The organism is Vallitalea sediminicola (assembly GCF_054408565.1).
The window spans coordinates 67,032-89,412 of the sequence record NZ_BTPT01000046.1; the positions used below are offsets into that span (position 1 = coordinate 67,032).

At 30.0% G+C, this 22,381-nt stretch carries 16 protein-coding genes; 15 read left to right on the top strand and 1 reads right to left on the bottom strand.

Annotated features, from left to right (window positions below; all coding sequences use genetic code 11):
- Positions 1–5 precede the first annotated feature (5 nt).
- The 8 genes from ACX6CF_RS18715 to ACX6CF_RS18750 all read left to right on the top strand — a co-directional run bounded on the left by ACX6CF_RS18715 (position 6) and on the right by ACX6CF_RS18750 (position 13,247).
- Positions 6–1,616 carry a glycoside hydrolase family 3 protein gene (locus ACX6CF_RS18715; RefSeq protein ID WP_458786892.1) on the top strand — a complete coding sequence of 537 codons (1,611 nt, stop codon included), beginning with the start codon at positions 6–8 and terminating at the stop codon, positions 1,614–1,616.
- 71 nt (positions 1,617–1,687) lie between these two features.
- Positions 1,688–4,300, top strand: coding sequence for a GH36-type glycosyl hydrolase domain-containing protein (locus ACX6CF_RS18720; RefSeq protein WP_458786893.1), 2,613 nt, complete (start codon positions 1,688–1,690; stop codon positions 4,298–4,300).
- Positions 4,301–4,700: 400 nt separating this feature from the next.
- A complete protein-coding gene (locus tag ACX6CF_RS18725) occupies positions 4,701–6,170 on the top strand; it encodes a hypothetical protein (protein WP_458786894.1) in 1,470 nt (489 codons plus the stop codon).
- 15 nt (positions 6,171–6,185) lie between these two features.
- Positions 6,186–6,833, top strand: coding sequence for a hypothetical protein (locus tag ACX6CF_RS18730; RefSeq protein WP_458786895.1), 648 nt, complete (start codon positions 6,186–6,188; stop codon positions 6,831–6,833).
- Positions 6,834–6,991: 158 nt separating this feature from the next.
- Positions 6,992–7,426 carry a hypothetical protein gene (locus ACX6CF_RS18735; RefSeq protein WP_458786896.1) on the top strand — a complete coding sequence of 145 codons (435 nt, stop codon included), beginning with the start codon at positions 6,992–6,994 and terminating at the stop codon, positions 7,424–7,426.
- Between the two features lie 948 nt (positions 7,427–8,374).
- Positions 8,375–11,137, top strand: coding sequence for an AAA domain-containing protein (locus tag ACX6CF_RS18740; protein WP_458786897.1), 2,763 nt, complete (start codon positions 8,375–8,377; stop codon positions 11,135–11,137).
- 428 nt (positions 11,138–11,565) lie between these two features.
- Positions 11,566–12,465, top strand: coding sequence for a helix-turn-helix transcriptional regulator (locus ACX6CF_RS18745; protein ID WP_458786898.1), 900 nt, complete (start codon positions 11,566–11,568; stop codon positions 12,463–12,465).
- A gap of 71 nt (positions 12,466–12,536) precedes the next feature.
- The gene (locus tag ACX6CF_RS18750) at positions 12,537–13,247 is read left to right on the top strand and encodes a pyridoxamine 5'-phosphate oxidase family protein (protein ID WP_458786899.1); all 711 of its coding nucleotides are present in this window, start codon (positions 12,537–12,539) and stop codon (positions 13,245–13,247) included.
- Positions 13,248–13,309: 62 nt separating this feature from the next.
- Here the strand turns inward: ACX6CF_RS18750 and ACX6CF_RS18755 are convergent, their stop codons facing one another.
- Positions 13,310–14,455, bottom strand: a complete 1,146-nt coding sequence (locus ACX6CF_RS18755) for an ROK family protein (RefSeq protein ID WP_458786900.1) — start codon at positions 14,453–14,455, stop codon at positions 13,310–13,312.
- Positions 14,456–14,875: 420 nt separating this feature from the next.
- Here ACX6CF_RS18755 and ACX6CF_RS18760 point away from each other — a divergent pair, with 420 nt between their 5' ends.
- The 7 genes from ACX6CF_RS18760 to ACX6CF_RS18790 all read left to right on the top strand — a co-directional run bounded on the left by ACX6CF_RS18760 (position 14,876) and on the right by ACX6CF_RS18790 (position 22,238).
- Complete coding sequence (locus ACX6CF_RS18760; RefSeq protein WP_458786901.1) at positions 14,876–15,502, top strand: hypothetical protein; 627 nt, start codon at positions 14,876–14,878, stop codon at positions 15,500–15,502.
- On the top strand, positions 15,490–16,974 hold the full coding sequence (locus ACX6CF_RS18765) for a sodium:solute symporter family protein (RefSeq protein ID WP_458786902.1): 1,485 nt from the start codon (positions 15,490–15,492) through the stop codon (positions 16,972–16,974). Before ACX6CF_RS18760 ends, ACX6CF_RS18765 begins: the two co-directional genes overlap by 13 nt.
- A gap of 70 nt (positions 16,975–17,044) precedes the next feature.
- Positions 17,045–18,271, top strand: coding sequence for an AGE family epimerase/isomerase (locus ACX6CF_RS18770; protein ID WP_458786903.1), 1,227 nt, complete (start codon positions 17,045–17,047; stop codon positions 18,269–18,271).
- Positions 18,272–18,273: 2 nt separating this feature from the next.
- Positions 18,274–19,530, top strand: coding sequence for a neutral/alkaline non-lysosomal ceramidase N-terminal domain-containing protein (locus tag ACX6CF_RS18775; protein WP_458786904.1), 1,257 nt, complete (start codon positions 18,274–18,276; stop codon positions 19,528–19,530).
- 3 nt (positions 19,531–19,533) lie between these two features.
- The gene (locus ACX6CF_RS18780; RefSeq protein ID WP_458786905.1) at positions 19,534–20,286 is read left to right on the top strand and encodes a sugar isomerase domain-containing protein; all 753 of its coding nucleotides are present in this window, start codon (positions 19,534–19,536) and stop codon (positions 20,284–20,286) included.
- The gene (gene nagA, locus ACX6CF_RS18785; protein WP_458786906.1) at positions 20,287–21,471 is read left to right on the top strand and encodes an N-acetylglucosamine-6-phosphate deacetylase; all 1,185 of its coding nucleotides are present in this window, start codon (positions 20,287–20,289) and stop codon (positions 21,469–21,471) included.
- A 14-nt stretch (positions 21,472–21,485) separates the two neighbouring features.
- A complete protein-coding gene (locus ACX6CF_RS18790; RefSeq protein WP_458786907.1) occupies positions 21,486–22,238 on the top strand; it encodes a 6-phosphogluconolactonase in 753 nt (250 codons plus the stop codon).
- The last annotated feature ends 143 nt before the right edge of the window (positions 22,239–22,381 follow it).

Here is a 22,381-nt window from a genome sequence, read left to right on the forward strand (position 1 = left end):
GAAATTTGATAGATGTAAACAAGATATTAGCTGAGATGACTCTAAAAGAAAAGATAGCGCAGATGTATATGCAATATTATCAAGGTTATGATGATTTACCTGAAAATCTAAAGGAACTCAATAGAAAAAATCTACTTGGTGGAGTAATATTTTTTTCAGGCAATAATGTTAGAGATATAGAGCAATTACATAATATGACTAAAAAAATTCAATCTTATGCTAAAGAAAATAAATATAACTTACCGTTTTTATTAACTATAGACCAAGAAGGCGGACAGTTGACAGCTATTTTTAACGGTACTACAATTTTCCCTGGTAACATGAGCATGGGATTCGCCAATGATGAAAATTTGGCATATCTTCAAGGAAAACACGTAGGAAAAGAATTAAAATATGCAGGAATAAATATATGTTATGCTCCAGTTCTAGATGTTGATTATGACGTCAAAGAAGGTGTTCCAGTCGTAGATAATAGAAGATTTTCTACAGAACCAGAAGTTGTAGCTGATATGGGTTCAGCATTCATAAAAGGACTTGAAGATGAAGGAATCCTTGCCTGTGGCAAACATTTTCCAGGTATGAGGATTACTAAAGTAGATACTCACTTTCAAGTTGATAGAAACCCATATGATAGAGAAAGATTAGAAGATGTAGAGATATTACCTTTTAAGAAAGCCATAGAAAAAGGTGTAAGTTGTATAATGACACATCATGGTATATTTGAAGCACTGGATGTGGAATATCCAGCATCATTATCTAAAAAAATATTAACATATCTGAGGAAAGATCTTGGGTTCCAGGGATTAATAGTTAGTGATGACTTAATAATGAAAGCTGTACTTAATGAATACGGTGAAAAAGAATCCATTAAACTAGCCATCAATGCAGGAGTGGATTTAATTATATCAACTTGCGCTAGTGAATGGTTTGTAGATTATGTATATGATTGTGTCATCAATGGTGAAATAGAACAATCCCAAATAGAAGAATCTGTGATAAGAATTCTTGAGTATAAGAAAAAAGCAAATGTAGGTGAAATACCAGATAAAAAAGAATACGATAGCAACTATGGGAAAGAACTATCAGCCAAGATAGCAGCAAAAGGATTAATACTATATAAGGGGAACCAAGAAGAACTGCCAATAAGGATAGATAAAGAAGATAAAATAGGTATAGTACTAGGTAATCCAGCTAGACTGGTAATGTCAGATGCTACTAATCTATATGATATATCATTAAGAGATATTATTAAGAAAAAAGGTTATCATAGCAATATAAAAGAGGCAATTATGCCTTGGCATCCTACAGATGAAGAAATCATATCATTAGCAGATGTAGGAATTATATCTGATGTACTAATATTTACTACTGTTAATGCTTATCGCTTTGATAGACAAATTGAAGTACTAAAGGAATTTAGAAAATTTTGTCCTAATAAGAAGGTTATATCCATTGCTACTAGAAGTCCAATGGATGCAAAAATCTTAGCAAAATACTCAGATTATGTGATTATAACAGGTGGTTTAACTCCAAGTATATTAGAAGGAGTCTCTAATGCTATCTTTGGAAAAGAAAAGTTCGGATATAATAGAGCTAAAGAATTTTTTTGTAAGTAAATAACGATAGGTATGAGAAAAAATAAACTAGTCAATTATTTTCTCGTGTCTTAATAAGGAAGAGGAAAACAATGAAAGATATTACTATGATCGTTAAAGGATTTTCAAATGAATATCATAATATAAAAGATAGTAAATCAGGATATACCATCAATAAAATGCCTGGTAATACATATTTTATTGATGATAGTAATATACTGGTGATGCCTAGAGATGATGGAGAATGCAGATATCCTTACGGGCAGAAAGGTTTTAATTTCTGGGCTTATTCTTCTGGATACATGCATTGTAATGAAGGATTATTCTCTCCATTCATAAGGGCATCCGAGGGTGCAGAACCTAAAATAGCTTTTTTTGCAGGAATTAAAGATAATAATAGATATAGAGTTATACCTTTATTATCAGTACCAGTCATTGAGGAAGCTGAACATTTAGAGGTAGAAAGATATACAATATTCACTAAGGGTGCAACGTATTACATGACAGAATACGATAATATGCTATTTGCAGTCAGAGTATTTGTTGATGAGAAAAACAAGGTGTATTTTACAATAACAGCTGATAATAATAATGAAGATAATAAAGAAATATTTATTTCATCTTATCTCAATCCATTCTTGAAGAATGCTATTGTTGAAAACTCTACTGACAGATGGTTCAGGCAGGTTAGTTATATAGATGTAGGGGAGGCCAATAAATTAGGAAGCTTTGTAGTAGAGACATACGAAGAACTGGATAGATCATCTATGAAGGCTAATTATGGTGTTATTAATAGATATTTCAAGTTAGATGAGAATTCAGAACTAATAAAATCTGAACTAACCACTTCTAGATACAAATATGTTGGTGGTATCAGAAAAAGTCTTCATACACCATCTGCATTATATAAGGGTACTTTTGGTGAACATCAACCTATTTGTACTTTTACAGAAACAGCTATTGCAGGAGATTTGATGAAAATAAATATCAAAGAAAACGCTAGGATAGATTTAACTGTTGGTTATACTTTTTCTGATGATGCAAAAAGAAACTTATTGGAGGATTATAATTCTTGTGATGACATTGATGGTTTATTGCAGGAAATTGAACAAGAAGAAAGGGATAGACAATCAAAGCTTAACTTAGCATTTGGAAAAGAGACTAAGGATTCATTGGTAAAACCTTATGTACTTAATTCATTTTTTGAACACCTCAAAAAACAAGTTGAATTTTGTTCAGTTATTAAAGGATACATTCAATTATCAAGCTTTTCCCTGATTGGAATAAGAGATATATTCCAAGCTATAGAAGGACTTTTGTATTGGCAGCCTAAGGTGGCTAGAGATAAAATGCTGGAGGCACTTAATTTCATTGCACCTAATGGAAGATGTCCAAGACAATATTCTCTTCCCAAAAGGGAAGGAGAACCTCCTGCAATGGATTTAAGACCATTTATTGACCAAGGGGTCTGGGTTATAACTGCAATATCAAGTTATTTGAAGTTCACAGGTGATTTTGATTTCTTGGATGAAGTATGCGGTTATTATGAAATCATAGAGGATAAAATTCATAGTGTGCAAAAAAGTAATAAGCAAAGTACTGTTTTACAACATTTATTTGATATTATGGATTACTTGTTGGTCAACAGGGATCATGAAAATACAAAATGTGTGTGTGCGTTATATGGTGATTGGAACGATGCACTTGACGGTTTGGGTGTTAGTAAAGATAAAAGTAAGGAGTACGGAACAGGTGTATCTGTCATGGCAACCTTACAAGTTTACCAAAATATTAATGAGATGATAGAGCTTCTAGAATTATTAGATGCAAATAAATATGAAGATAAGATAAAACAATATAAAAAAGTAAGAATTGAGATTGAGCATGGGTTAAAAGAACATGCTGTCATTTCAAGAGAAGATGTCAAAAAAATAGTTCACGGTTGGGGAGATGAGAAAAGCTATTATGTAGGCAGCTTCAATGACCCTGATGGTGTAGAAAGAGATGGACTTACTTCTAATGCTTTTTGGGTACTTTCTGGTCTGTATGACCAAGATCCAAGTATAGGAAGTACCATTATTAGAGCTTTTGCAAGGCTTGATTCCAAATATGGACTAAAAACATTTGAACCTCATTTTGAGAGAGGAATTAAGGGTGTTGGTAGAATACCTAATTTACCAGCGGGTACAGCAGAAAATGGTGCTTCATATATCCATGCTTCAATGTTTGGTATAATGGCACTATTTAGAATGGGAAGCAGTGAACTAGCATGGGAGCAACTCAACAAATCTCTACCCATAACCCATGATAAGATTTCTTGCTCGCCTTATATAATGCCTAATTCCTATGGTTATAATGAAGAGAAATGCATTGACGGGGAATCAATGCATGATTGGCAGACAGGAAGTTCCAATGTATTGTTAAAGATATTCATTAGATATATACTAGGATTCCAACCTGAATATAAGGGTATATGGATTCAACCATCTAAGAATATACCTTTTGAAAGTTTTGATTTCAGTATTCTGATGGGTGAAACTGAAGTAATAATAAAATATGAGAACAAGGGTTATGATAAGAGGGAATTTTACATAGATGAGGATAGAAAACAGGGGACATATGATAGTATAATGAAACTAGATAAACTTTGGTTAGATAAATCTTTATTGGTTGAAGATAAGATTATTGTTAGGGTAACAGATTAATACTTTTTATTTTTCATAAATCCTACCTTGCTATAAGGGTCTATGTTTTTGTTTGAGATTTACTGTAATGGTATATAAGGATTGTATTGTAGACTCTTTAGCGTAGAGCGGTAAAATTACAAGAATTTGTAATTTCACCGCTCTATTTGTGTTAAGTATATCAATAGAAGTAGTCTCATATTTTAAGGATACACTTATAGTAAATAAGAAATCGTAAGTTGATATTATTAGGTAATAAACTTATAATATCTTTATATAATTCTTAGTAATGAAATTTTATAACATACAAAACATATGTCATAAAAATATGTATTCTATCCCATAAATCATGTCGTTCGTCAGGATTTGTTGAAAATTAATTATAGAAAGATATAATAATGAAAGATGGAAGGAGCTAATCATGGGACAAACAAAATACAATTTGAATACTTTATCTGAAAAAGAAAACGACATAATAGAAGTAAATAAAAGAATAGACTATATTTTTGATAGATTCAAAATTATTAAGAATTCTGTTGACACTGATATCATAAGAAGAGATAATATTAGTAACCAATTTAATACTTTGGTAAATGATTTTCAAAATCTTATAGAAAATACTTATAATACAAGTCAAATTATTAATAAGGCAATAACGGAATATAGTGATGGTGAACAACAGATACAAAATCTTCTTAATGGATTATTAGGTATAAATAATAATTCATGTGGAACAGAGATGAATGAAATAAAACATAAGGAAGTAAATATGAGTGGGGGCAGTATTTTACAAAACTGGTTTGAAAAATTATATGATCAATTTATAAGTAAAGTAACTCATATAAAGAGGTTTTTTGAGGATAATGGAATTTGTGTAAATAATAAAGATTACTCAAAGACAGTAGTTGAAGATAGAGATGCGTTGAAAAGTGATGTATTGGGTGATTTAGAGATAGGTACATACGGCAAATTAGAATCAGAGAGAATTTTTAGGAAAACATCTGAAAAAGAACAATATTATCAAGAAACAAATGGGCAGTGTAAAGATTATGGCAATGGTTTTATAACAAAAAATGGTCTTAAAATGCCAATTTATATACCACCAAAATACATTGAGGGCTCTAATTCAAATTTTAATGATGAAGGATGGAAAGTTAATAAAGAGTTATCGGAACAGATAACCAATTTAGAATTAGATTGGTCAAATGCAATAGGTCATTTTGGTGATACTCTTGAAGAAGATAAAGGAATAGAAAATGTAGAAGTGAGAAAGAAACAAATTATTCACTACTCTAATCATAGAGGAAGTAATAATAAAATAGGTGCTTTACCTCAAGGAGGTTTAATAGCTTTAGAAATCGTAAATACAGTTATAGATAACACCACAAGAAATGTACTTTCAATTACAGTACAAGAAAAAGGTGAACAAAAAAGAGCTATTATTCAAGTTGGTAGTTATAATAATACTTTAATGAAAAAAGCAGGTAAAACATATAATAAACTTGCCTTTGGTTATTGGGCAGAACCTGGACATAATACAGCTGTAAAAGGATTAAATGATTACTTAACATCACGTGGATATGGTGAGTATGTGGAAGGAGAAAAGCATACCAATATTCGATTAACAGTTGACAGTAGTCATGCTAATGATCCATTTGTGGGGTACATTGGAGTTAATGATGATGAACAATTAACAATGACGCCTAAATTATATAAAGATGATAATGCTCAAATAGTAAGTGAAAGAACTATTCTTTATCAGTATTATTATGGAGAATATGATGTAAAATATGATATGTATAATGACCTAAGAGAATCTGGAACAGGTGTAATAAAGAATAATAAGATAGTAAAAGATGCTAACAAACAATTTGAATTTAGTAATAAGTAGGAGGGTATATAGAAAGTGGAAAATCAAAAACAAGATGAAAATATTCAAGATGTAAACGAATGGATGGAACATCAATATGACCCAGGGCACTATTTAGGGGGGAATGTTCCGCCTGCCTATAAAAATCCGGCTAACAAAAAAGCAATGGGTTTATTGCTTCTAATAATGGGTCTTGGTGTAGGAATAATATATACTATAATATTTATTAAGGCATTAAGTGAAATGAATGAAAAAATAGGTTTGATTTCATTTTCAATCTTTGCTTATGGTATTTTTATTTTACAGATTATTGGTGGTATAAGAACTTTATCTAAAATATATACAGTTAAACAAAAAGAAAAAATTAAAAAGTGGATATTTTTCAGCACTATAATAATTATTATTGCAGTTAGTATAAGTATGTGGATTATATCTCAATTTAAAACAACTGTAAGTCTAGAAATTACTAGTATTAATCAATTTAAAATTAGACAAATTAAATTTAAAGATTATATATATCTAGAAGATAAAGAACTTAATTGTGATAAAGAAAGCAGTAATATATTAAGATGTTATAAAGCAGTACCTAAAGATAACGTAAAATACATAATAACATATCAATATTATGAATTTAATCCTAAAAAAGGAAAAGTTTTAAAAGTTGAGGAGATAAGAAAGGAATAATAAATGTTACATAAAAGCAGAATATATAGAAACCATTTGCTTTTTGGAAAGGAATGACTATTTCTGGTCTTCTTTTTAATTAACTATATCTATTATAATGCATATTTATATGCCAAAACCAGGTCATATATCCTAAATAATAAGGAGACAACTTATTCATGAGATTTACACAGATTAGCTTGAAACGTAAAGTAATAATAATTATAGCAATAACACTTTCGTTAATTTCAATAGTTATTATAAACAATACAATCAAAAAAAACAAATTTGATAGATTTGTTAACGCTTTTGAAAATGATATGGCAAAGTTAATGGTATCTATTGATATTTATGATATTAAAGAGACGTTATTAACTAACGAGAACAAAGAGATTATGAAGAATGTTAAAAAAATTATAGAGGATACAGCGCTCTCTGAAGAAGAGAAAGATTCTGTTCCTTATTTATCTCGTAAAAAAGAGTATCTACTAATGGAAAATATCTTTGAAAGAATATCAGACTGGGATAATCAAACCAGATTTGAAAAAAATCGGATAGTGGATCATATATTAGGTCAACAAGTTATGTATAAAGCATATTTGGAGAATCAATAAAACAAGAACTTATATGTAAATCATCATTCTAGGCTATAAAGGTTAGAATGGTATTTTATTCCATAGTGTATAAACTTAGCTTAGAACACTCATAGTATCGCTAGTATAATAATAGTATAGTTAATTTATGAAATAGCCACTTTGACAAGGGGATGAGTAATCTTCTATTAAAATACGCAAGAAGTCTTTTTAACATCTATTATAATTATATGTAAACAGCTATGCTGTGAAAGCACAATGTTATATATATGTATTCAGAAAAGATAATACGCATCCAAAGTTTATATTATATCGTATATATTTGAGTGTAATAATTCTATCGACATATGACTGAAAGAAATTTTTAACAAAGTGCTAATGTTACTAGTGATCTAAAATCAAATAAGAAAACTGGAATACCTAGTTAATTTCATTAGTACTAGGGATTTTTATATTTATACCTTCCGTCACACACTTTCAACTTCGTTGAAGCTTGTGTAGTTGGGACTATGCTACTGATAATAGGAAATTTTCTGCAACACCAAATTTTTCCGCCGCCAAGATATATCTCCTATATTTCTGCTACCTTGAATTATCTACAAAGCTATCGGAGCAAACGCTTGACTGGCTGGGCTATTGCAAATCTATACGTATGAGACCGTACCTTTTCTAATACAGTTACAGCATACCTCATACGTATCAAAAGCTTGGTTCATTGGGTGAAAAGATCGTGTTTAGAAGTGACTTTGGAGAACCTACTTGGTACATTATACTAATTAAGTTATTTCAGAAAACGTGTTATTGTTTAAATTCATCACATAATATGGTAAGATAATACAAATATAAGTGTTTGATATATTAACTAAGGGGAGGCTTAAATGGAGCAATAATTGTTTGATGATGATTGCACTAAATGAGAAATGGTAAATTAACTATAGTGAGATAATTTTATAATGGAGTCTAATACATATGAATGAGGAAAAGTATTTAATAATTGATAATAAGAATAGAAATAGAGATATTACTTCAAATGTTGCAAGCATACGAATAGGAAATAGTATGACAGAAGTAAAATTCTTAAGTGGAAAAATATGCAATTACAATAACAGAAATATAACAGTTTTCAATCGTTCTCAAAAAGTAAAATTAAAGGATAACTTAGTTATCTGTGATGGTATTCCTTTTACTAATGTAAAGCTAATGTTGAGATTTGGGGATATTTATAAAGTGTTTTTTGAGAATGGATTAAATCGTATATATGAATGCAAACAAATTGAATTTGACAAAAACTTAATGATTGAATCAGAGAAATATTTACTCAATTATTATTCAAAAATAGCTAAACTAAATATAATTAAGGATTTAAACAAATCAGTTTTATATGAGACATTTAGGAAAGTAAGCCATATAGGAAAAGAATCTATCCTTAATTCATATTTTAAGAACATTCCACCGATTAATCGGGAATATGACACAAAGAATATTATATTTCCATTTAGAGTTAGTTTAAGTCAAAGAGAAGCAATCTTAACTGCTATGAGCAATAATATATGCGTTATTGAAGGTCCACCAGGTACTGGTAAAACCCAAACAATTTTAAATATAATAGCGAATCTAGCAATAATGAATGATAAAAGTGTGGTTATTGTATCAAATAATAATTCAGCTATTGAAAATATCCATGAAAAACTAACAAATAATGGATATGGATCTATTGTTGCATCTTTAGGAAAAAGTAAGAAAAGAAAAAATTTCCTTAAACAGCAAAGTAATGCAGATATAGATAAATTTAAAAATGTTAGTTCAGACAAAGAAATGTGGGATGAACTTGAAAAAATAAATAGTAAGCTGACAGATTTATTAGCAATTAATAATGAAATAAAAATTATTACACAGAAAATTCAAGCATATAAATTAGAGCAAAGATATTTTGAAGATTATTTAAGTAAACAAGATTTTGAAAAAATTAAATCATTACCATTTTATAAAAAGTCATCAGATAGAATCGTTAAATTTATGGTGGATTATTATGCATTAAAGTATAAAAAGGGATTTTTAGAGGTAATACATAAAATAAAATTGTTTGTTAAATATAGATACTTTGATAACAATACCATTGATTCCGAAAAGTCTCAATTAGTATTGAATCTTCAAAAAGATTATTATGAATTGAAAATTCAAGAGTTAAATAAACGTTTAAAATTATTAAGTAGAAAACTCGTAAATATTGATTTTGAAGAGTTGCTGAAAAAACATCAATTAATCTCAAAGATTATTTTGGAGGAGAAATTATATCAAAAAATTAGTCCAGTTGCAACTGCAAGGTTTAGTAGTATTAATGGTATAGCAACCTATAATCAATTGTTAAAGCGTTACCCTGTAATCATTAGTACAACTCACTCACTATTAAATTGTATGCCTCAAAATTTTATGTTTGACTATGTTATTGTTGATGAATCTTCTCAGGTTGACCTTGTGACAGGTGTGATGGCAATGTCAGCAGCGAAAAATATTATTGTTGTTGGAGATATTAAGCAATTACCGCCGATTGTGGATAAAGATATAAAAGCAAATTTACCTAAGGATGATATTCAAGAGGAATATCATTATGAGAAACAGAGTTTGTTATCTTCTTTGGTAAATATATATGGTGAAAAGCTTTCAAGAGTATGGTTAAAAGAGCATTTTAGATGTCATCCTAATATTATTAATTTTTGCAATAAGAAATATTATAGTAATAAACTTATAGCATATACAGATAATATAGATAGTGAAATGCTTAATGTATACCATACCAGTAAGGGAAACCATGCTCGAAAAATTTACAAAGGATTACACAATGGGAGATATAGTCAAAGAGAGCTTGATATAGCCAAAAGTATTATTGACACCACAGAAATAAATAAACAAAAGGAAATTGGATTTATTTCACCCTATAGACTTCAAGCAAATAAGGCAATCAGCTTATTTGGAAAAGAAGTAGAATGTGATACAGTTCATAAATTTCAAGGTAGAGAAAAATCGATGATTATCTTATCTACAGTACTAGATAATAATGCTGATAATGAATGGTATGATGTTGGTAGTTTTGTAGATAATCCAAACCTTATAAACGTAGCTGTCTCAAGGGCTATAAATAGATTTGTGCTGATTACAGATAACTCATATTTTACTAATTATGGGACAGAAGTTAGAGATTTAATTAGATATATTAAATATTCAACTTATGATGAGGGCATTACAGAGAGCCCTATCATTTCTGTATTCGACTTATTATATAAGGATTATTCCGAGAAACTTGAACCCTTTAGAAAAAGATTACATGGAAAATCAAAGTATAAATCAGAAAAGATAATTGAAACGATAATTTGTGATATTTTATTAGAAGAAAAATACAATATGCTGACTTATACTTTTCAAGTATATGTTAAAAATTTAATTGATAGTTCTAGAGAAATTTCTTTAGAAGAAGAAGCCTATGTGAAAAATAATGCATCAGTAGATTTTGTAATATATCATCAAATGGATAATCAGATTATTTTGGTGATTGAAGTAGATGGTACATTTTCTCATGAAAATAATTCAAAACAACAAAATAAGGATAAACTTAAAAATAATGTATTAAAAACATATGAGATTCCTTATCTAAGATTACCGACTAATAGCAGTGATGTAAAATATAAGATAACTGAAGCACTTGAAAATGTGCTTGGAAAAATGGATGAAGATTAAGGTTAAGTGAATTATTCAAAGTTGCTCTGTAAGTATCTTTGAGAGTGACCAAGGGTCTTTTCACCCAATGACCCAAGCTTTTGATACGTATTATGCTGTAACTGTATTAGAAAAGGTACGGTCTCATACGTATAGACTTGCATTAGCCCAGCCAGTCAAGCGTTTGCTACGATAGCTTTGTAGATAATTCAAGGTGGCAGAGATGTAGGAGGTATATCTTGGCGGCGGAAGAATTGGGTGTTGCAGAAAATTTCCTATTGTCAGTAGCATAGTCCCAACGGAACACGCGTGTAGAAAGATGGATCTTACGAATAAAGTTATTAGAGAGGCTAAGTCATGATTCTCTTCATTTTACCGTGAAATTAAACCAAGATTGTGTAAAACAATTAAACTTGATATAATGGAAAAAATGTGTGGAGTTGATAAATATGAAAATTGATAGACTCATGGGAATATTGTTAATCTTATCAAGAATAGATAAAGTAACAGCCCCATATCTGGCTGAATACTTCGAAGTATCAAAAAGAACCATTAATAGGGATATTGAAACACTCTGTATGGCGGGTGTTCCTATTATAACCCAACAAGGAAGTAATGGAGGCATATCAATTCAAGAAGGCTATAAATATGACACAACCATTTTTAGTAAAGAGGAAATAACTAAAATAATAACAGGATTAAATGCACTCGATAGCATTGAGAGTTCATCAGATAAAAACACTATTTTAGAAAAATTACATCATGGGAATAGTGATGTCAATAACATTATTGATATTGAGCTAGGTTCTTTTTATAAGGAGACTGTGTCCGAGAAAATAGGACAAATCAAAGATGCTGTTAAAACATCTAATAAAATACGCTTTCAATATTACAGTAAGTCCGGAAATTCAATAAAAACAGTTGAGCCCTATAGAGTAGTGTATAAGTGGCAAAGTTGGTACTTATACGCATTTTCTGATGAGAATAATGATTTTAGATGGTATAAACTTAATCGACTATGGGGCTTAGTGATAACCAGTGAGCATTTTGAAGCCAAATCCATTGACGAAAAGGTTATGGAAAAGATAAATGATATCTTTCCAAGTAATTACATTCTCAAGGCGTTATTTGATAAAAGTGTTGAATATATTTTGGTAGAGACTTATGGAAATCAAAGTTATACTGAACGTGATGATGGGTGGTTATACTTCGAAAGAGATTTTACTAATTTTGAGTATATGTTAAGTTGGGTATTAAGTTTTGGTGATAAAGTGATTGTCAATGAACCCATTAGTGTGATTGAAAGAATTAAAGAAATAGCAGAATTTCATCGTAATCAATATGAATAATACAGACATGACATACAGTTGTCATGTTTGATATGCTATGATTTAGGTATAAATACGGTGGAGGTATGCATATGAAATTACATGAACTGCTAAAGAAGACAAATGATATTTTAAAAGTAAGTGATACCGGATATGTTGGTTATATAAAAAATACTGGTTTCCCTAGTGTTGCACCACGTTCTTTTTGTATAGCCCCTAATATTATACATAGTTATATTAGTACAGGTAGTAATGGCAATTTAGCAACAGCAATAGTGGATAATAACAAAATGAGTATTTGTGTTAATAGTGGAAATGATAATATTACAATGATAGGTACTGCTCATATCATAACGGATATGAAAGTGAAAAAAGAGATGTGGGTGGATTGGTTTATTAATCACTATCCTCAAGGTGTTCAAGATCCAGATTATTGTTTAATTGAGTTTAACACAGAACGATTATCATTATGGGTTGATAGAGAATCAGTAGAAGTAAAAATGACAGATATCATGAAGGTGCAATCTAGATGTGGTTCAATGTGTGATACATGTGAGTATCAAGAAAGTCATAATTGTAAAGGTTGTATTGCAGTTAAGGGAAAGCCTTTTTGGGGGACATGTCCAGTTGCATCATGTTGTAATGATAAAGGTTATGACCATTGTGGACAATGTATAGAGATGCCATGTGAACTATTAACTAGTTTTTCATGTGGAGATGATGCAGAGTGTGACAAACCAAAAGGCTCAAGATTGGAAGTATTAAAAATATGGGATACAATGCAGGTGGAAGACAATAGATAACAATAATATTATTTCCTAAAAACATGCCTTTACAGCAAAACGTAAAGGCATGTTTGAAAATATTACTTATTACTATTTTTGATATAAAATTCTATATCAAAAAAATCTCTAAGGAGTAAATAAGCCCCTCCTATTGCTCCTGATCTATTATTAGAAAAAATAATCAAACGTTCATAATCAGATACTTTTGAATTTAACTTCTGCTTGAAAATCTCTATAAAATTAGGAATGGAATCAATAATTTCACTGGATAAAATCATATATTTAGGATTGAAAATATTTATAACATTATTGGTTGCGATGGCAAGATATTTATAAAAATCATTTACTACCTCAAGTACATCAATATCATTTTGACTATACAAATATTTAAAATCATTAATGGTTATAACTTTATTCTTTTTAGTAGACAATCTTTTTAAAATTTCTAGAGTACTAATATAACTCTCAAGGCATCCATGATTTCCGCATGGGCATGGAATTCCATCTGGTTCAACAATAATGTGTCCAATTTCACCAGCATAACCATGATAACCTAAGTATATCTGATTATCTTCCACAATCCCTAAACCAACTCCAGTTCCCATTGTTATTAAAGTTAAATCACTATTGTCTAGATGAACACTATTATAATAAGCACGAGCATTAGCTTCATTGTTCAGATTTATTAGACAAGTGAAATGTTTTGATAAATCGTCTAAAAGATTCATAGATCGCCAAGAGTCATAATCAAAATATTTTATCACATTATCTTTTGAAACGGTACCTCTAAAATTTATTGATATTCCTATTAAGGGTTGCTCTTTTGGCATTTCTTTAATCAATGAATAAATCGTCTCTAATATTATATTAAAAGAAGCAGCATATTCTTTGTTTGTTTCAGAACAAGAATCAGAGATCATATTAGCATGTAGATCAAGAAGAGTTCCACTTATGTACGTGGGAGTAATTTCTAAGCTAATGAGATATCCACCATTTTTTTTAATATCATATAAAATGGCTTTTCTGCCCCCTGTTGATTTTGCGATACTAGACTCGGCAATTAAGTTCTTTTTAAGTAATTCTTCTGAGATAGAAGAAACAGTTGCTTTGGATATATTTAACTTAGCAGCTACATCAGTTCGTGATATAGGACCATATTGCAAAAGAGTTTTTATTACTTTTCGTCTATATAAAGGTCGGAGTGTTCGGTTTGATAAGCCTTTCATTAATTCACCTTCTTACTGTAAAAATATAGAATACACTTACTATTATAAGAAAAAAAACATTTTTAGGCAAACTAAATAATAAATATTTATAGAAAACTTAATTCATGTATTGAATTAAGTTGAATTATAGTGTATTATAATAATATAATTATTTTTTGGAGATTATAGATATTGTTATATTTAGAGATTGGTTATATACTTATATACACTTTGTTCAAGTGTTGTATAAAGTCAAATATTGAAAGGTTGATTATGATGAACAAGCATAGCATATTGTATCTTATCATCTTAATACCATTTATTATTAGCTCAGCTATATTATCATTTTTATTAAGAGAGCAAAATATAATATATATTTTTTTGACAATATTCTTTATGATAATTGGCATAGTTTTAGTATTTAAGTTTAGTAATATGCCAATGAAATTAAAAAAATATGAATTAGGAGAAGAAATAGATATACCCCAATTAGGTATTAATGATGAAAATATAAAAGTTTATCAATCAAAGACATTGGATGAAGTTGATTTCATGATTCGTTCAAAAGATGTTGTCTTAAATATATTTGACAAAAAAACTTATATTGTCATAAGTCAAGCATTTTATGCAAATAATAAAAAGTCAATAACTGAAATGATTATAAAATCAGAGGTTAAAAGAGTCCAAGGAAATTATTATTTAAAATCAATGATGATTTTGTTATGGCCTACATTTATTGTAGTGAATTTGTTTTTGTTATCTATTCATATAAATGTTGAATTGGTACATATTGTTAGTTCTAACTTGAAAATGTGGTTAATACCTACAATGATTGTGCTGTCTGTCATTGGTAATATTAAGTGGTTTAATAACTATGTATCAAGGGTTGATGAAAAATTAGATAACGAATTACTATCAATGTATTCCTATTCTGAGGTTACCGATTATATTGATTTTACTGAAAAATATATAGGAGGTGTAAACGAGGATAAAATCGGTATCTATGAAGGTGTAGTTAGAGCACGAAAAAAAAATCTTGAAAAGGGGAAAAACATATGCAAACTTTAGATTATGTAGCAGTAATAGGTTTCTTTGTGGTCATGCTAGGAATTGGATTCTACTCGCTTAAAAGTGTTAAAAACTCAGAAGATTTCTTTGTTGGGGGAGGTAAAATACCATGGTGGTTATCAGGTATTTCTCATCATGTATCAGGTTATAGTGGTGTGGTTTTTGTAGCTTTTGCAGGAGTAGCATATCAATATGGATTGTCCTTATATTTTTGGTGGGGTGTAAATATTGCTCTTGCTGTAATTATTGGTTCTAAGTTATTCATACCTCGTTGGCCAAGACTAAGACGTGCACTAGGGATTCAATCACCAACTGAATATTTGAAACTCCGTTATAATAAAGCATCACAATTAATTATTGCAATTGCTGGAGTTATAGTGAAATTATTTGATGTAGGTGCAAAATGGGCAGCAATGGGACTTTTATTAAATGGTTTCACAGGACTTCCTGTATGGACAGGCATCATCATATCAAGTGTTGTATCACTTGTTTATATTGCCGTAGGTGGTTTGATTGCTGACTTATGGACTGATTTTGCACAATTTGTGGTTCAAATTATTGCAGGACTTGTATTATTTGTTTCAACTATTATACATTTAGGTGGTATTGATTCAATCTTTACTATCTGGAAACAGTTACCAGCAGAAAACTCTAGAATGTTCGTTGAAGGGACAGGGTCATATTCATTTGTTTGGTCAATACTATTCTTCTTTGTTATTCTATTAAGTTATAGTGGTGGTACTTGGAATCTTGCAACTCGTTTTATTTCTGTTGAAAATGATGTAGCTGCTAAAAAAGCAGGACGTCTATCAGCAATATTATACTTAGTATGGCCTTTAATCCTGTTCTTCCCAATGTGGGCTGGACCAATTATAATGCCAGGTTTAGAAGATCCTGCTGCACAGCTTTACCCAGGATTAACAAAGATGTTCTTACCCCAAGGGCTTGTTGGATTAGTACTTGCTTCAATGTTTGCTAATACACTTTCAATGTGTACTTCAGATGCAAATACAATTTCCGCAGTTCTTACTAGAGACATATTGCCACAAATAAGCGATAGATTTAAAAACCTAACGGGTAAAAGATCATTATACTATGCACGTATTACTACTATTGCGTTTACAGCTTTAACTATTATTTTTGCTCTTTATAGAAATGTTTTTGGAGATGTAATTGGACTTGTACTTCGTTGGTTCTCTGCTTTACTTGGACCAACAGCTATTCCTTTATTACTTGGTTTGTTGCCACAATTTAAAAAAGCAGATGGAAAAGCTGCTGTAAGTTCAATATTAGGTGGATTGTTGGTATTTGTTATTACAAACTTTGGATTAATAACTATTCATCCAACTATTAATTTAATCGCACCATTAACAGTTTCATTTATTATATATTGCTTGTTTGCATTTGTTATTAACAAAGACAAAGAAGTTAAACCAGAAGTTGAAGAGCTTATGCAATCTCTATCCAAGTAATTAGAAATATATATTAGTGAATATGAGAAGGAATAATTCTCATATTCATTAATTTTAAGGTGGTATGAATATGAGAGAAACTAATTATTATAAAGAACAGATAGAAAAAGATTTTTGGCCATATTGGGAGAAATGTGTAGATACTACTTACGGTGGTGTATTGAATTGCATAAATAATTATGGTGACAAGATAATTAATGAAAAAAAGTATTCATGGTCTCAAGGAAGGTTTTTATGGGTATTAAGTTCACTTTATGAACTATCATTAAAAGGTCTATTAGATATTGATAAAAATAGATTGAGAAATTATATGGATAAAAATTTAAAGTTCATTCTTGATAATTGTCTCCTTGAAGATTATAGTACTGTATTTTTACTAGAAAGAGATGGTACAAGAATAAAAGATGAAAAGACAGGTAGATACGATACAAGCATATACTCAGACTGTTTTGTCATTATTGGAATTTGTAAATATGCTCAGAATATAAAAGACGAATCTTTAATTAGAACAATATTAAATATCTTGAATAACACAACCAATAAGATATCAAGTAAACACTTTTATACAGAACCATATCCTATTCCAGAAGAATATGAAACTCATGCTGTTAATATGATAATGGTCAATACATTATATGAAGTGATACAAACACTTGATAAATATAGTATCAAGTATGATAAATATATTGAGCAGGCAAATGAAATGATAGATACTATATTGTATAAGTTGTGTGAGGATGGATTGATAAGAGAATTCGTAAATAAAGATGAGTCAAAAGAAAAGAAATTGTTAGAGTGTCATGTTACTCCAGGTCATGCCCTTGAAAGCATGTGGTTTATTCTTGAATACCTTGAAAAATATCAAGATATCAGCAAACACATAGATATAATTGGGGATATTTCAATAAAATCATTTGATATAGGTTGGGATGAAGAATGTGGAGGAATTTTAAGATTTGTAGATAGAGAGGGAGGATTTCCTAAAGGAGAATCACAAGAAACGCCATTTGAAAATCTGATAATGGATACACATGATATGAAAATATGGTGGCCACAATCAGAAGCATTAATCATATTCCATAAATTATATCAACTAACTAGAAATGAAGAATATCTTGAGAGATATAATAGAATGAAGGAATATGTGTTTGGAGTTTTTCCAAATAAAGAGATTGGAGAATGGATTCAAATTAGGCTTCAAGATGGATCTCCACTAGAAAAGGTTGTAGCTTTACCGGTAAAAGATCCATTTCACATCATGAGAGCCTTCATTAAGATTATTGAGAGCGAGGAATGATAATGCAACTAGGGGTATCAAAAATTAATATTACACCGTCAAAAAAAATAAGACTTGCAGGATATGCAAATCGTCTTGAGCCATTTATTGATGTTCTACATGATATTTATACAGTAGTTTATTATTTTAGAACAAGTAAAGAAGATAAAGTAATTATATATGGTGATTTGCTTTGGTGGGGTAGTGACTTCATAGATACAATGAATAAGCGAATAAGTCAAAAATATAATATACGTTATGAAGATATTGTTTTTACTGCATCACATAACCATTCAGGACCAGGTACAAGTGAGAATTTTACAGAGTTATTAGAAGAAGTAGATTATGAATATTTGAGAGAATTGCAAGATAATGTATTAACTGCTATTCATGAATCACAAAAAAAACTACAAGAAGTAAATTTAAAGAAAGCAGAATATTACCTTGATCTTAATGTATATCGAAGAGTAACTATTGATAATGAAATCAAGATGATGCCTAATCTTGAAGTAGAAGTTGATAAAACAGTAACACTATTAAAATTCGTGAACCAAGAAGATGAGCCAATTGGTTTTATTGTTCATTATCCGTGTCATGCTAACGTTGCGAATATTAATTATGTAAATGGGGATTATCCAGGAGTATTGATGGAATTACTAGATAATCATTACAATACTACAAGTATGTTCATGCAAGGATGTACAGGAGATATACGACCTAAGATTATAGTGGGAAATGAATTTTTCTCAGGAGATATTGAAAAAGTAGAGCAGTTCGCTAATCAATTCTATGACTCGATCATTACTCAAGAAGAAAGACTGAAATATGAAGACATTGAATTAGATGAATTAACTGTTAAAAAACATATGTTAAATCTGGATATAGACTTATATTTGAATAACCAAGAATTAGAGAAAGAGCTAACTAGTGAAGATGAGCTGAAAAGTCAATGGTCAAAAGTTATTACTAAAAAGAAAAATAGAGATTATGAAACACTAATTATTACAGAAATCAGATTGGGAAAAGAACTTACAATTCTTGGATATAATGGAGAAATGTCTGATGAGTATTCAAGATATGCAGGAAAAATCACTAATAAAGACGTATTATCAATAGGTTATACCAATGGGATGATAGGCTATATTCCAACCGCTATACAGTTGAATGAGGGTGGATATGAACCAGAAGGGTCAACTTGGTACTTTGCTTTGAGTGGTCAACTAAAGAGTAAAAATGAAGAAAAAATAAAAGAAAAAATAAGAAAAATATTGGAGGATTGAGTTATGAGTATAATGAATCAATATCATGAACATGTATTTGGAATTATTAATCGTATTCATAATGAGGAAAAAGAAAGAATTATAAAGGTTGCTCAGGTTATAGCAGAACATATAAAAAAAGACAAGTTAGTCTATGTCTGGGGACCTGGTGGTCACTCTAATCTAGCGACAATGGAGATTTTCTTTCGAGCTGGAGGGTTAATGCATATTAATGCAATATTAGATGGGGGAACCATGTTGAATCATGGGGCACTTCGCTCAATGCAAATCGAGAGATTACCAGGATATGGAAAAGTTGTTATCAATGATTATGGAATCACAGAAGGAGATTTAGTAATTATAGTCAATGCATATGGAATTAATGCTGCAACAATTGAGGCAGCGTTAGAATCCAAAAATAATGGTGCTACAACAATAGGTATTTGTTCATATGAACATGCTGAAAGTACACCACAAAATCATATTGCTCGTCATCCATCAAAGAAAAATCTACATGAAATAGTTGATTATGCTATTGATAGTAAAATACAGGTGGGAGATGCAGTAATAAAATTAGATGATTTTGAACAAAAGATAGGTGCATTAAGTACATTTGCAAATGCATATGTAATGAATTGTATTGTGATTGAAGCTATTGATATGCTAGTGAAACAAGGAATTAAACCTCCAGTATGGATGAGCGGAAATGCTGATGGTGGAGATGAGTGGAATAATCAATTTCTTGGAAAATTCAAAGATAAAATCAAGGTGTTGTAGATGAAAACAATATTAATAAAAAATGGGAATATAATAGAAAAAGACGGAATTAAAAAAGGTTCTGTACTAATTAAAGATAAAAAAATTGAACAAATATTTTATACAGAAGATTTTAATTGCAATTATGACATGATAATAGATGCAAAAGAACAATATATATCTCCTGGATTCATAGATATACATACCCACGGTGGTGGGGGGCATGATTTTATGGATAATACCGAAGAAGCTATATATGATGCTGTCTATGCACATATGCTACATGGAACAACGAGCATTGTTCCAACTACCTTAACCAATACTGAAGAGAATCTTAACAATTTCATGAACATCTTTAATAAGATTAATCTAAACAAAAAAGGTTATCCAAACATTCTTGGATTACACCTTGAAGGTCCATATTTTTCTTATGGACAACGTGGAGCTCAAGATCCAAGATATTTGAGAAACCCAGAACCCCAAGAGTATAATAAGATTCTTTCATTAACTGATCGAATCATTAGATGGTCGTTAGCACCAGAACTAGAAGGGGCACTTGGATTTGCACAAGTATTAAGAGAAAAGAATATTAATTGTTCTATAGCTCATACAGAAGCAACATGTGAAGATGTCAGGAAGGCTTATAAAAATGGATATACATGTCTTGTTCATTTCTATAGCGGTATGAATAGTGTTATTAGGAAAAATGCGTATAGAGTAGCAGGAGCTGTTGAAGCTGGTTATCTACTTGATGATATCTATGTAGAAGTTATTGCCGATGGAAGTCATTTACCAAAAGAACTTTTAGAATTAATATATAGATTCAAGAGAAAAGATAGAATTTGTCTAGTAACAGATTCTATGAGAGCCGCAGGAATGCCTGATGGTATATATACATTAGGCGGTAAAGATTCAGGATATGACGTTATTGTAGAAGATAATGTTGCAAAATTAACAGATCGAAGTGCTTTTGCAGGAAGTGTTGCAACGTCAGATATTCTTCTTAAAACAATGTATAATAATACAAGTGCATCATTGAACGAAGTGGTAAATATGTTGACCATGAATCCTGCAACATTACTAAATATTGAAGATCGAAAAGGTTCAATAGAAATAGGTAAAGATGCTGATATTATTATTTTTGATGATAAGCAAGAAATTTCGTTAGTGATGGTTATGGGAGATATAAATATAAATAAAATATAATAGGGGAGACAATAATGAAATTTCAAAAAGATAAACTAGTGGTTGAAGTCTACCAAAATAGAGAAATCATGGGAAAAGCCGCAGGGGAAGATATTGCTGATTCAATCAAAAAATTACTAGAAAAACAAGATGAAGTTAATATTATTTTTGCTGCAGCTCCATCTCAAACAGATGTATTCAAATATTTAAAAGAAACAGATGATGTAGATTGGAGTAGAGTAAATGCAATGCATATGGATGAATATCATACCTTGGATAATAGCCATAGTGCAAAGTTTGCTAATTTTTTAGAACGAGAGTTATTCTCCAACATCAACTTGAAAAATATATATTATATAAAAGAAAGTAATGAAACAAAAGATGAAATAATTGCTAAATATCAAAAATTACTAAAAGAAAAGAAAATAGATATAGTTATTTGTGGAGCAGGAGAAAATGGACATATTGCTTTTAATGACCCACATGTGGCCAAATTCAGCGATAAAGAATTAATAAAGGAAATTATGTTAGATGAAGCATGTCGTATTCAACAAGTAAATGATGGATGTTTCTCATCACTCGATGAAGTACCAAAAGAAGCTATTACATTGACTATTCCAGCATTAATGAGTGCTGATCAAACATTTTGTATAGTACCTGGAAAATTGAAGCATCAAGCAATCAATAAATTACTTAAGGGAGAAATTACTGAAGAAGTTCCAGTATCAATCATTAGAACTCATAATCATGCAAAATTATATTTAGATGAAGATGCTTATATAGGATGAATTTAATTTAAAACATATTAATTAATTTAAGTATATGTACCCCTGTCAATGTGTGGCAGGGGTATTTTTTGGCTTGAAATAACTGAAATATTAAAAAAATATTTCTTTAATATATAAAAATCATAAAACATTAAACAATAATA

What these genes read in the sequence shown, in the direction of transcription:
- ACX6CF_RS18720 (WP_458786893.1), top strand. Translation starts at nt 1,688, where the DNA reads ATGAAAGATATTACTATGATCGTTAAAGGATTTTCAAATGAATATCAT.
- ACX6CF_RS18725 (WP_458786894.1), top strand. Translation starts at nt 4,701, where the DNA reads ATGGGACAAACAAAATACAATTTGAATACTTTATCTGAAAAAGAAAAC.
- ACX6CF_RS18735 (WP_458786896.1), top strand. Translation starts at nt 6,992, where the DNA reads ATGAGATTTACACAGATTAGCTTGAAACGTAAAGTAATAATAATTATA.
- ACX6CF_RS18740 (WP_458786897.1), top strand. Translation starts at nt 8,375, where the DNA reads ATGAATGAGGAAAAGTATTTAATAATTGATAATAAGAATAGAAATAGA.
- ACX6CF_RS18745 (WP_458786898.1), top strand. Translation starts at nt 11,566, where the DNA reads ATGAAAATTGATAGACTCATGGGAATATTGTTAATCTTATCAAGAATA.
- ACX6CF_RS18750 (WP_458786899.1), top strand. Translation starts at nt 12,537, where the DNA reads ATGAAATTACATGAACTGCTAAAGAAGACAAATGATATTTTAAAAGTA.
- ACX6CF_RS18755 (WP_458786900.1), bottom strand. Translation starts at nt 14,455, where the DNA reads ATGAAAGGCTTATCAAACCGAACACTCCGACCTTTATATAGACGAAAA.
- ACX6CF_RS18760 (WP_458786901.1), top strand. Translation starts at nt 14,876, where the DNA reads ATGAAATTAAAAAAATATGAATTAGGAGAAGAAATAGATATACCCCAA.
- ACX6CF_RS18765 (WP_458786902.1), top strand. Translation starts at nt 15,490, where the DNA reads ATGCAAACTTTAGATTATGTAGCAGTAATAGGTTTCTTTGTGGTCATG.
- ACX6CF_RS18770 (WP_458786903.1), top strand. Translation starts at nt 17,045, where the DNA reads ATGAGAGAAACTAATTATTATAAAGAACAGATAGAAAAAGATTTTTGG.
- ACX6CF_RS18775 (WP_458786904.1), top strand. Translation starts at nt 18,274, where the DNA reads ATGCAACTAGGGGTATCAAAAATTAATATTACACCGTCAAAAAAAATA.
- ACX6CF_RS18780 (WP_458786905.1), top strand. Translation starts at nt 19,534, where the DNA reads ATGAGTATAATGAATCAATATCATGAACATGTATTTGGAATTATTAAT.
- nagA (WP_458786906.1), top strand. Translation starts at nt 20,287, where the DNA reads ATGAAAACAATATTAATAAAAAATGGGAATATAATAGAAAAAGACGGA.
- ACX6CF_RS18790 (WP_458786907.1), top strand. Translation starts at nt 21,486, where the DNA reads ATGAAATTTCAAAAAGATAAACTAGTGGTTGAAGTCTACCAAAATAGA.